We start from the raw sequence: 12,604 nt of genomic DNA, 5'->3' as shown, positions 1-12,604 counted from the left end.
CCATCACGGTTTAAACTATGACTACACTTCGCTTCAAAGCCGCCATCTACCCCGCCATCGCAGCGGCTGTGCTTCTTACCGGCTGTCGGGTTGGCCCCAAATATCACACGCCTCCGGCGACAGCCCAGGCTCCGCCGATCTCGTACAAAGAATCGCCCACGCAGTTCAAGGATGCCGATGGCTGGAAGGTCGCACAGCCCCAGGACGCCATGCTTCATGGCAAATGGTGGGAGATCTACAGCGACCCCGAGTTGAATGCGCTCGAAGATCAAGTCAACATTAACAATCAGAACCTTAAAGAATATTTTCAGAATTTCATGGCTGCGCGCGCGATGGTTCGCGAGGCACGGTCGCAGCTCTTTCCCACGGCTTCGATTGGTCCTGCGTACACGCGTTCTCGCTCCTCGGCCAATCTGAAAAATTCTACTGGAACCGGCGGCACCAGTGCCGGGGCGCAAAGCTCGCTTATCTCCATGCCGCTCGATGTCTCCTGGGAGCCCGACCTCTGGGGCAAGATTCGCGACACCATCAGCGAGGCTCAATTTCAGGCGCAGATCAGCGCAGCCGATCTTGAAAATGAGCGCCTCACCGAACAGGCGGACCTCGCCGAGTTCTTCTTCGAGCTGCGGGGCCAGGATGCTTTGCAGGCTCTGTACACCTCCACGATCGAGGCCGACAAAAAAGCGCTCGATCTTGCCCGTGCTCGCTACGAGACCGGTGTAGACGATCAAATCTCTGTCGTCGAAGCACAGAACACTCTGCAAAGTGCTGAATCCGATGCAATGAATCTCGGCGTCGCCCGTGCGCAGTACGAACATGCCATTGCGGTACTTATCGGGACCAATCCTTCGACTTTCTCCATCCCGGTCAAGCCGCTGAATGCCACGCCACCAGCGATTCCCATTGGTGTGCCTTCGCAGCTCCTTGAACGCCGTCCGGATATTGCTGCTTCTGAGCGCGCCATGGCTGTTGCCAACGCGGAGATCGATATAGCCTATGCTGCTTTTTATCCAGACCTGACCCTTAGTGCCTCTGGAGGATTCAACAGCTCCTCGCTTGGACCTCTCTTCGATTGGCCCAGCCGCTTCTGGTCGATTGGCCCATCGCTCTCGGAGACCATTCTTGATGTGGGCCTCCGCAGTGCTGGAGCGCAGCAATACAGGGCAACTTACAATGCCAGTGTTGCGACCTATCGAGAGACGGTTCTCACAGCCTTTCAGCAAGTGGAGGATTACCTCGCCTCAGTTCGCATCCTGTCTCAGCAAATCCTCAAGCAGCAGGAAGCTGTGCAATCGTCGCAGCGATTTGTTGATCTGGAAACTGAACGATATAAAACCGGTATCGATCCCTATGTCGATGTCGTCACCGCGCAGACCACGCTGCTCACCAATCAGCGCACGCTGACTACGCTTCAAATCCAGAGCATGACTTCATCGGTTCAATTGGTCCAGGCGCTCGGCGGAGGATGGGACAGGACGCAGCTTCCAACCCCGTCCCAGGTCACCGCTACACCCAGCAAAGCCGACACCGCTATCCAAAGATAGACGGTGTCGGCCTTCGGCTAAAAATCGTCGTGAAAAGCGACTTCGCCAGGCACCGCAACCTGATAGGCAGAGACTCGTCGTTCGAAGAAGTTCGCCAGTTCCTGCACGTCTTGTAGCTCCATAAACGCAAACGGATTCTTTGAGCCGAAGATCGGCTTCATCCCCAGCCGAACCACGCGCGAATCCGCCACGTACTCCAGATACTGCCGCATCTCGCGTACAGACAAACCTGCAACGCCGCCGGAGAGGAGATCCTCCGCGAACTGCAGCTCGCACTCCACCGCGTCCTTCATCATCTCGACCACGTCCGCTTCGAGCGCCGCATCGAACAATTCGGGATGCTGCGTGCGCACTACATTCACCACCTCAAACGCAAACTCCAGATGACAACTCTCGTCGCGAAATACCCAGTTTGTTCCCGAAGCCAACCCATTTAGCAGTCCACGCGAGCGCAAAAAATATACATACGCAAACGCCGCGAAGAAGAACAATCCCTCAATGCATCCGGCAAAGCAGATCAGGTTCAGAACAAATTGCTTCTGCTCTTCCGGTGTGCGCAGCTCATCGATCCTCTGGATCGAATCCATCCAGCGCATGCAAAACTGCGCCTTCTTCGTAATGGAGGGGATGTTCTCCACCGCCGCAAACGCCGCGGCCCGCGCATCGACATCGGGAACATAGTTATCAAGCAGCGTTAAGTAAAACTGTACATGCACGGCCTCTTCATACAACTGCCGAGATAAATAAAGCCTCGCCTCGGGCGAGTTGATGTGCTTATAGAGATTCAGTACGAGGTTGTTCGAGACGATGGAATCGCCAGTGGCAAAGAATGCGACCAGCCGTTGAATCAGGTGAATCTCGGCCGGCGTAAGGCGCGAGCGCAGATCGACGAGGTCGGTTGAGAAATCAACCTCTTCCACGGTCCATGTGTTTTTAATTCCGTCCTTGAACATCTCGAAAAACACGGGATACTGCATCGGTCGCAGCGTAAGAGACAAGCCTGGATCGAGAATGGAGCTAGGTGCTTTTGATGACATAGTTATTTTCCGCCTTTACTGGCAAGCCTCACAGGACTCGGGGTTATCGAGCGAGCAGCTTACATTCGCGCTCGCAGCTGCTTGTAGGTCCACGCGATTGCCAACGGCAACCGTAGTCTTTGCAATCTTCGTCGCCGGCCGCGAACGCAGATAGTACGTCGTCTTGATGCCGCGCTTCCACGCATACATGTACATCGAGCTAAGCCGGCCAATGTTCGGCGACTCGGCAAACAGATTCAGCGACTGGCTCTGGTCGATGTAGGCTCCGCGCTCCGCTGCCATATCGATCAGCGACCGCATCGGCATCTCCCACACCGTGCGGTAGATGAGCTTCAACTCCTCGGGAATCTCCGCGATCTTCTGAATCGAACCCTCGGCCATCTTGATTCGCGAGCGAACTTCCTCTGACCACAATCCAAGCGCCTGCAACTCCGTCACCAGATATTTGTTGATCTGCATGAACTCGCCCGAGAGCGTCTCACGCTTGAAGATGTTTGAGATCTGCGGCTCAATGCATTCGTAGCAGCCAACGATGGAAGCAATGGTCGCCGTGGGTGCAATCGCAATCAGCAGCGAGTTGCGCAGTCCTACCGTCTTCATTCGCTCGCGCAGCAACTCCCATCGTTCTTTGTCTGTCGGCGTCGCGCCCCACAGCTCAAACTGAAACTCGCCCTTTGCGGCCCGCGTCTCCTGAAATGCAGCGTGAGGGCCATGCTGCTCGGCCAGATCGCACGATGCGCTCAATGCATGGAAGTAAATCTCCTCCTGAATCTTTGCCGAAAGCATCCGCGCTTCGGGCGAATCAAATGGAATCCGCATCTGAAAGAACACATCCTGCAACCCCATGACGCCCAGCCCAACCGGTCTCCAGCGGCTGTTCGCCACCGCTGCCTGGGGTACGGGATAGTAGTTGATGTCGATGACGCGGTCGAGCATCGGCACTGCGTGGCGCACCGTTGCGGCCAGCTTCGCAAAGTCAAACACGCCATCGGTGAGATGACGTGAAAGATTGACGGAACCAAGGTTGCACACCGCCGTCTCTGCTGAGGAGGTAACCTCTGTAATCTCCGTGCAGAGGTTTGAGAGGTGAACAACATTCCCTGCAGCGCCCGTCTGATTGTTCTTGATGTTGCAGGCATCCTTGAAGACCATCCATCCGTTACCGGTCTCTGCGAGCGTGCGCATCATGCGCGCATAGAGATCGCGTGCTTTCACCTGTCGGCGGTAGAGCTGTTTTTCCTCAGCTTCCACATAGGCTTTGTCGAAGTCTTCGCCGTAGAGGTCGGTCAGGTGCGGAACATCCTTTGGATCGAACAGCGACCACATGCCATCCTCGTCCGAGCGGCGCATGAACAGATCTGGAATCCAGTTCGCCAGGTTCAGGTTGTATGCCCGTCGAGCGGCGTCGCCGGTGTTGTCGCGCATCTCTAGGAAAGATTCAACGTCTGCGTGCCATGGTTCGAGATAGACGCAGCACGCTCCCTTCCGTTTGCCTCCCTGGTTTACCGCCGCGACCGATGAATCCAGCGTGCGCAGCCAGGGCACGATGCCATTCGAGATTCCATTGGTCGCGCGAATCAGCGAACCCTCTGCTCGAACGCGATGAAATGCCAATCCGATACCGCCTGAAAACTTCGATAGCAATGCGACTTGTTTATAAGTGTCGTAGATCGAATCGAGCGAATCGGCCGGAGAGTCCAGCAGATAGCAGGACGACATCTGCGAGTGCTTGGTTCCGCTGTTGAACAATGTCGGCGAGCTCGGCATGTAATCGTGCGAGGCCAACAGCTTGTAGAACTCGATGGCTTCGTTCACTCGCACCGATAAGCCTGCCGAAACTCGCATAAAGAAATGCTGTGGCGTTTCGATCACTTGCCGCGTGATGGGATGGCGCAATAGATAGCGGTCATACACCGTTCGCAGACCGAAGTATTCGAAGCGGTCGGAGAAGCGGTCGTCGATGGCGCTGTTCAGCTTGCGCACATTTGCGCCGACAAACTCAGCGGTGTCCATCGAGATGATGCCCTCTCGATGGCCGACCTCAATCGATTGCGAGAACGAATAGATATTCTGCCCGCTTACTTCCTTCGAGATCGTCGCCAGCAGCAGGCGTGCTGCCAACTTCGAGTACTCCGGCTCCTCTGCAATCAGGGCCGCTGCGGTCTGAATTGAGATGGAATCTAGCTCGCGGGTTGATGCGCCATCGAACAATCCGCCGATGGTTTTGCTGGCCACACGGATCGGGTCGACATGGGGCAGACCATGGCAGCACCTCTCCACCGCGCGGACAATCTTGTTAACATCTACCGGTTCCAGCGCGCCGCTGCGCTTGCGAACCTGCATCTGCGGAGCAACATCGGCAGTAGGAAATTGTGGATCAAGGTCAGAGAGCGTCGTCTGTAGAGTCGCCACGGGGAGGTGTCCTTTCGCTCCGGGAAGGTACAGACGGAAGGATCGCCGAGACACACGCCGATCACCCCATCCTCCCCTCGGAGGTGCGTGAATTTTGTGCCATATCGGCACATCTCATGGCAGGTCTTCGGACTTTGCAGGCTGCCTACTTATCCCAGCTTCCCAGCCCGACTTTTAGGTATCGGACCAGTGCTCTTACGGGACGTTCGTTCCTGCTTACCGCTGCGGGGCAGTTCCGGAATCTCACCGGGTTCCCTATTAAACCCGATTTCGCAATCGGGTACCGTGAAGTAAAACGACTATATCAAGCGTATTCCGACGCGTCAACCGCGATATATAGGGGTACCTGTGCATATTTGGAAATCGCGGCATCACGGGGCAAACGGCCTGAATTTGCTGCAATTACGGCCATTCGAATCTGCCAGGCCGTCTATCCTCGGAAGAATTTTTGGCTAACGCGCCGGCGCAGCAGCGAGCAACAGGGAAAAAAAGTGGCCGTGTCCTCGGAAAATCTTCACATCTGTAAAGAGTCACGTCCGCATTGCTAAATCGAAACGCAGATCCATCTCTCAGGGCATCAATTAGATTCTGGAGTCGGCAGGTATGAGCACAACCTTTTCTTCTGTCTGAAAATAGATTGTGGCTGCGAAAGATGTTCCACTGGTAAAGGGAGACTTAAGATGAAAGCTCTTGTAAAAGCTCATGCGAAATCAGGTTTGTGGCTTGAGGATGTTCCCGAGCCGGTGATCGGCATCAACGATGTCCTTATCCGTGTTCGCTATACCGGAATTTGCGGAACCGACGTTCATATCTACAACTGGGACGAGTGGGCGCAGCGCACAATCCCTGTGCCAATGACGATCGGCCACGAGTTTGTCGGCGAGATCGTGCAAGTTGGTTCGAACGTCAACGACTTTCACCCTGGAGATATCGTCAGCGGAGAAGGCCATGTTGTCTGCGGCCGATGTAGAAACTGTCTCGCAGGCAGAAGGCATCTCTGCGCGGCTACCTCAGGAGTGGGTGTGAACCGCCCCGGTGCTTTCGCGGAGTTCATCGCCTTGCCCATGACGAATATCTGGCGCCATCACCCGGATATTAATCAGGAAGTTGCTGCCATCTTCGATCCTTTTGGTAATGCTGTTCACACGGCTCTGTCGTTCGATGTGCTCGCAGAAGATGTCCTGATCACAGGCGCCGGTCCCATCGGCATCATGTGTATCCCGGTCGTTCGCCACGCCGGTGCGCGGCATGTTGTCATCACGGATCCCAATCCTTATCGTCTCGAACTTGCACGAAAGATGGGGGCTACCCTTGCGGTCAACCCAATGGAAACCCCTGTAGCAGAGGTGCAAAAGCAGCTTGGGCTCCAGGAAGGTTTCGATGTCGGTCTTGAGATGTCTGGGAATGCCGCTGCTCTTCGCGAAATGATCTCGAATATGAGTCATGGCGGAAAGATTGCGATTCTCGGCATACCTTCCAAGGAAATGGCGATTGATCTGAGGCAGGTTGTCTTCAACATGCTCACCATCAAAGGTATCTATGGACGCGAGATGTATGAGACCTGGTACAAGATGAGCGTCCTTATCGAATCAGGCGTTGATATCACGCCGATCATCACTCACAGATATTCCTACGCCGATTTCGAGCAAGGCTTTCAGGCGATGATGTCGGGAATGACAGGCAAAGTGATTCTCGATTGGACCAGTCTTTATTCTTGATGCGTCTTTGAGCTAAACGTCATCATGAGCATGGTCCACCGGAATGTCTACGCCGGACCATGCTTTCTGCTGTGTCCAGGGTGCCGCTGGCGCCGACCAGAATGGGTCCGTTGGAGGCAGGCCGAGGGGCAGCCACGCCGCGCTGGCAAGATAGAGGCTTCCAGTTGAAATATAAGTCTCGCCGAGCGAGGGCTGATGCCCCGCAAGTCCAATCTGCAACCATCCGTCTGCTGAAAATGTTCCCGCTGCTGTAAGCGTTCGCCGCTGAACTGCAGTGAGCGCACAGCGAACCTGCTGTGGAAGAACTGCGTCAGGCAGCATATGACGAAGGCTGCAATCCGCTAGCAGGTGAAACGCTCCGCAACGGTAGGTGATGGAGCGGCCCACGATTGGGTACTCGCCTTGGGGACTGATGGCTCGCTCTTGAATAGCAGCGTATCTCTGCGCGCGGGCATGAATTTCAGGGAGCATATCCTTCCATGCCGGTTCTGCGTCTCCCAACGTTTCGATCAACTGCAACAGGTAAGGATGAATCACGAAGCTATCGTAGTAATCCGCATGATAGTGCGGACCATCGCCATAGGTGCCGTCGCCGACGTACCACTCCATATGTTTGCGCAGAGCATAGTCGACACGAAGCCGGTCCCAATCGGCTCCCAGCGACATCAGTGCGGCCTCGTTGAGCGCGGCAAAAAGTAGCCAGTTGTTGTAGCCCGGCAGCACAATGCGCTCTGCTCTCAGCGCTTGAATCAGCTTCTGCCGTGTTGCAGCATTCAAGGGCTGCACAAGCTGGCGAGGCGCACGAAGCAGCGCCAGCGCAAGAAACGAAGCGTCAACAACTGTCTGCGCAGACGCTCCAAAGCGCATAAAGTCGGGCGAAGCAGGATCAACTGCAGACGTGATCGCAGAGAGTGCCCACTTCCGGTAGCGGATACGCAAAGCAGTCTCTTGCCTCGACTCTTCGACAGATGGCTCCAGCTCGAGCCAGGGTGCCAGGCCTGCGAGAAGGCGCCCAAGCGCCTCGAGAGGAGCGCCGACCGCGCGGGCGGCAGCCTGCCCTGGCGCAGCCTCAACGGGCATGGTTGCACGCAGCTGCCGCTCACTGAGGGCATGAAGCACGGGGTCCGAGACCTGTTCCAGCAGAGCAAGCCATGTGGCCCGGTCATCTGTCCCAGAAGGCATCGCGCCAGAAGCAGTATCCGCAGCGCTGCCTTGTGCATTGCCGGTGCCCGCAAGTAAAGTCGTTGCGCCAGCGGCCATCGTATTGAACAGGAATTTACGTCGTGTCTTGAGGCCAGGCTGCTGCATGAACATTTCCTCTGGATTATTTCACCAGAAGCAACCATAGGTTGTGCTCTCGCCAAACGTCAAACTGTTACTTATGGTCTTCAGCTATTTCTTCAGCGAGTTGAGCATGTCCTTGCTGAGTGGCTTCTCGTGCAGCAGGAGCTGTGTAGCCCGCACGCAGGGGTTTGCATGAAACCACTGCTGCACAATGTTTTCGTGCAACAGATTGGCCACTGCAAGCAGCGACATTCCCTGGTGATGGGCCATCCACGAGCGTACCAGGCGCGGCTGCTTGCCTTGCGTGAAGTCGGCGGCCTCGTAGAAGCCGTAGGCACCCGTCCAATTTAGCGTCGCCATACGACGAAGGTTGGCGAGCGCATCATTTCGCAAAAGTGACAGCGTAAGAAAGGTGGAATAAGGAGAGATGACGGGACCATCTTCTGCGCCGTACTTGAGGGCGAGCGATGGAATTCCCCAGGCTTGATAGCGATAGCGGCCCGATGCCTCGGTTTCGGCGAAGCCCGACTCCGAGATGCCCCATGGGATATCGCGGACGTAGTCGCGCTGAATCCGCACCGCAGCCTGCAGGGAGCGAGCGATCAGCGTATCCGGATAAGTCCGCATCCACAGCGCGGGCATCATGTATTCGAACATGGTCCCGGTCCACGAGAGTAACGCCGCGCGGCCATTCACGATCACATGCGATCGGCTTAGCCGGAACCATGATTGCTGCGGTATGTCTCCTTTGGCGATGGCTAGCAGCGATGCGATACGAGCCTCCGAGGCAAGCAGGTCGTAGCAGGCCGAATGCACCTCTCCCGTAGTGTCGTCATAGGCGATGGATAAAAGCTGCCGCGACTCAACCAGTAGAAAGCCGAACTCCATTGCTTCGGCACACCGCTCTGCCCGCGCCGCAATATTGGTTATCTCAGCGTGAAGTTGTGACAGTCTCTCTTGGGCCTGCGGGAGCAATGAGCGCAACTCCGCAGCGAGAGTGTTTAAGCTCGATCCCTCTGCATGGGTGATTGGGGTATCCACAATGCGCCTCTCCAGCGCAGCGACGTATTGTGTCGCCGCCTGTAGAGTCGGCACTTGCTTATCCAGCTTATTTTGCAGATCTGTCTTATTCTCCGACGCGGTCAGTCCGAAGTATTCAAACAAAGGAGCAAAGCGAGGGAGGAGCCATGGCGTGTACTCTTCGACGAACTGAGTCAATGCGTGGCGACGGCGCAGAGCCTCTTCGGCCACCCACCCCTGTGCTCCTCCTTCAGTATTTGAGGAGGGCAACTGCTCTTCCATCACTTTGCGAACCAGTTCCTGTATCGCCTCTAAGCCGCCGCCGGCCTGACGGTGCTTTTCTTGTTGACGACGATGGCTTGTTCCAAATCCTCCATGCAGCATCTCATCCAAAGTTGTAAAGGTGGTTGGATTGAGCAGAGGCCGCTTCAGCAGATCGAGCGCCCCCGTATGCAGCGTATAGAACGATGCTGCAAGGTTGCCGCTATCCACCGTGGAGACGACCTTTGGTGCAATCGGCTGCAGGCTCTCGATGCTATACCAGTTATAGATATGCCCTCGATGCTTTTCGAGCCGATCATAGGTCTCAAGCGTTCCTGATGTCAGCGTGGCAAATTCCGGAAGCGTAATAAACCCGAATTCATAGGCTGCCTGCCGCGCATTGAAAAGCATCCCCAGATTCGTTGGCGAAAGCGTACGAACCTGCAGCGTGTCGTGTTCTTCTACATTGTCTGGAATGAGCCAATGATTTTCCTTACCGCCAAACTCCGAAAAGTAGCGCCAGATCTGCAACGCCTGATAGTGCAGGAATGATCTGTCATCCACTGACAGCGGACCTTCCACGCGCCGAGGCGGGGAATCCAGCCAAAACACGGCAACAGGTGCAAGCGCCCAAAGCGCCAGCACGGGTGCCGCAGCGAGAAGCGCATGAGAATGAGTCCAGGCCAGTCCTCCCGCAATCAACAAGGCAATCACCGGCGACAAGTTGAGATAACGATCGAGCGAACTCGCCGAAGTGCCTGCCTCCGCTTGCGCCGCCGTCTCCCAATCAAGCAGGTTCCTGCCAGAGATCAGGGTTCGATTCAACGACCGCACAATCGCATCCAGCGAGAGCAGCATGTGATGTGCAAGGAAGATGAGATTGAGAATCGTGATTCCAAACGATGCGGCGAAGGTTGAGAAGCTTTCCTTTACTCCGACGATGCTCCCGTTCAATACAGCCCGGCTGAGGTTGAAGCCAAATTGAACAAGCCCCGGAAGCAGTAAAACGATCAGCGTTGCGATCGTCCAGTAGATAGGCCCCCCGGGAAGAAAGAACCATCCAAAGAGAAACAGAAGAAACGTGACCGGCTCAATCAGGCTGCGGCGCAGGTTGTCGAAGATCTTCCAGCGCGAGATGGTGCTGATCGGGTTGACGACAGACCGTCCTGATTCATCGGGCACCCGGCTGAAGAGCCATCGCATGATCTGCCAATCGCCACGAAGCCAGCGATGTTTGCGGCGAGTGTGTGCCGAATAGTGCGAGGGATAATCGTCAATGACCTCGATGTCCGTGGCCAGTCCTGCCCGCACATAGGCTCCTTCAATCAGATCGTGGGAGAGCAGCGCATTGCGCGGAAAGCGGTTCTCCAGCAGCGCATGCAGCACGGAGACTTCATAGATTCCCTTGCCGGTAAAGATGCCTTCTCCAAACAAGTCCTGATAGGCATCGGACACGGCGCGTGTGTAAATATCGAAGCCCGTCTCCCCCGAATAGAGTGCAGCCATACGCGAGCGCGAGGCCGAGCCAACGCTTACGCCAACTCGCGGCTGCAGAATCCCATATCCAGCCGTGACGATGCGCAACCGTGGATCGATGATCGCCTGGTTAAGTGGATGCGCAATCGTTCCTGTAAGCCGTGCTGCTGCTCCACGCGGCAGCTGCGTGTCCGAGTCCAGCGTAATGACGTAGCGTACGCGATCGAGAAGATGGAGCGGCCCTGCCTTGACAGGAAAGGTATCGAGCGCATGGACCAGCAGCTTATTGAGGTCGAGCAGCTTGCCGCGCTTGCGCTCCCACCCCATCCATACTCCCTGGCGAGCATTGAAGACGCGATGACGGTGCAGCAGGAAAAAAGAGCCACCATCCTGTCCGGCATATCTTTCGTTCAACTCATCCACGAATCGAAGCGCCAGCATCACGAGAGGGCTATCGTCTTCGTCCGATGGACGCGTCGTCGTATCCGGTAAGTCTGTCAGCAGCCCAAAGTGAATATTCTTGTCCTGGTTCGCGAGGTAGCGCGCCTCCAGCTCTTCAAACAATTCCGTAACCTGCTTCTCATTCATCAGAAGAGTCGGCACGATCACCAGTGCCGTCATCTCCGCAGGAACGCCCTTCGAAAAATCCAGCTTCGGCAACGGTTCAGCCTTCATCAAAGCCGTGATGCTGCCATTCACCAGGTCGACCGCACCCTGTGTCACCGGCAGCAGCGCCAATAGCAACGCGCCAATGACCGCCCAGTAATCGTGATGAGGAACCAGCGGAAGAATAATCGCGGTAATCAGCAGTACCGACAGCGTGAACGTGCCGAGGATGTAAAACTCCTCGTTCGATTGGCGCACCATCGCGCGTAGCCGCTCCATCGGTGTCGGATGATAGCCGATGCGATTGTGAAGCTGCGGGACGCCTTCCGCTAAAAGGTAGTAGCCAATGTGTGCGCGACGCAGAGCGAGCCGAGCGTCCGGATGCGGTGCTTTTGTCGATTCTCGTGCGAGATTGAGCGCTGCCTGTGCGGTTGCAACTTCGCTGAAGTTGGAGTGGCTTGCCAATGTCGCGACGCGCAGGTGGTACATGCTTCGCGTCTCATCCTCCATCTTTGCAAAGGTTCCGGCCGGATCTTCACGGAGGATCGCGTCAAATGCAATCAGGGGTTCGAGCACAAGTCGCCACTCACACTGGTCGAGGCGTCTCAATCCATGCAGCGGAGCAGAGAAGGGCGACTCTTCGATAGGCGGCAGCTCCCCTGCGGCAAAGGCCTCGTCTGCCCGGTCGAGAATGTACTCCAGTTGAGCCAGTTTCAGTGCCTGCGGCAGCAGCCCGATCTCCCGCATCAGCAGAGGATCGCGGCGCTGGAACTGCTGCACGTAGATGGCTAGCGATTCCGCCGACCATATGCGCGCGGCGGAGATATATCCCTCCGCTAGAAAAATAATCTGTGGCAGCACCTCTCCTGAAGGAAGCCGAACATGTGGGAGCTGCGAAAATTCATCCTTCGCGCTTTCCGTACCGGTAAGCACCGACTTCAATATGCGCGTGCTCTCCAGCAGCTCCAACTGCGGCGTTAGCGTGTTGCCCGACGTCTGCTCGCGGCATATCGCCAAACGTTGATTGAGTCGAACCGTCAGCCTGCTCAGGCGTGTTTCAAGATCGATACTTCCCGTTCCCGGAGCGACGATAGCCAGGTGACGAATGAGCGTGTCTGCATGTTGCCGCAGCTCTTCGTCGGGAATCGTCGGCTTCTCCGGCAGACCCTTGGTTGGCAGGTCAGCCACAGGAGCCGTGGGCGGCGGAAGGCTCTCGGACGTGGAATCATTTGGGAACAGGGCCATG

At 56.2% G+C, this 12,604-nt stretch carries 6 protein-coding genes and 1 riboswitch; of the genes, 2 read left to right on the top strand and 4 right to left on the bottom strand.

Annotated features, from left to right (window positions below; genetic code table 11):
• Positions 1-17 precede the first annotated feature (17 nt).
• Positions 18-1,544 carry an efflux transporter outer membrane subunit gene (locus GSQ81_RS14085; RefSeq protein ID WP_158911327.1) on the top strand — a complete coding sequence of 509 codons (1,527 nt, stop codon included), beginning with the start codon at positions 18-20 and terminating at the stop codon, positions 1,542-1,544.
• Between the two features lie 17 nt (positions 1,545-1,561).
• Here GSQ81_RS14085 and GSQ81_RS14080 read toward each other — a convergent pair whose 3' ends face one another.
• The gene (locus GSQ81_RS14080; RefSeq protein WP_158911326.1) at positions 1,562-2,581 is read right to left on the bottom strand and encodes a ribonucleotide-diphosphate reductase subunit beta; all 1,020 of its coding nucleotides are present in this window, start codon (positions 2,579-2,581) and stop codon (positions 1,562-1,564) included.
• Positions 2,582-2,596: 15 nt separating this feature from the next.
• Entirely contained in the window at positions 2,597-4,993 is a 2,397-nt protein-coding gene (locus GSQ81_RS14075) for a ribonucleoside-diphosphate reductase subunit alpha (RefSeq protein WP_254060201.1), read from the bottom strand.
• Between the two features lie 100 nt (positions 4,994-5,093).
• A riboswitch (cobalamin riboswitch) is annotated at positions 5,094-5,296 on the bottom strand.
• Positions 5,297-5,673: 377 nt separating this feature from the next.
• On the opposite strand from GSQ81_RS14075, the gene tdh reads away from it, so the two are divergent.
• Entirely contained in the window at positions 5,674-6,711 is a 1,038-nt protein-coding gene (gene tdh / locus GSQ81_RS14070) for an L-threonine 3-dehydrogenase (RefSeq protein WP_158911325.1), read from the top strand.
• A 12-nt stretch (positions 6,712-6,723) separates the two neighbouring features.
• Here tdh and GSQ81_RS14065 read toward each other — a convergent pair whose 3' ends face one another.
• Both GSQ81_RS14065 and GSQ81_RS14060 read right to left on the bottom strand, forming a co-directional pair.
• Positions 6,724-8,019: a DUF2264 domain-containing protein gene (locus GSQ81_RS14065; RefSeq protein ID WP_254060200.1), complete on the bottom strand. Its 1,296-nt coding sequence runs from the start codon at positions 8,017-8,019 to the stop codon at positions 6,724-6,726.
• Positions 8,020-8,103: 84 nt separating this feature from the next.
• On the bottom strand, positions 8,104-12,603 hold the full coding sequence (locus GSQ81_RS14060; RefSeq protein ID WP_158911324.1) for a glucoamylase family protein: 4,500 nt from the start codon (positions 12,601-12,603) through the stop codon (positions 8,104-8,106).
• Position 12,604: the final 1 nt, after the last annotated feature.

The organism is Granulicella sp. L56 (assembly GCF_009765835.1).
Taxonomy (GTDB): domain Bacteria; phylum Acidobacteriota; class Terriglobia; order Terriglobales; family Acidobacteriaceae; genus Edaphobacter.
Note: the sequence above shows the minus strand (reverse complement) of the source record. Positions and strands in the feature narration are given on the sequence as shown.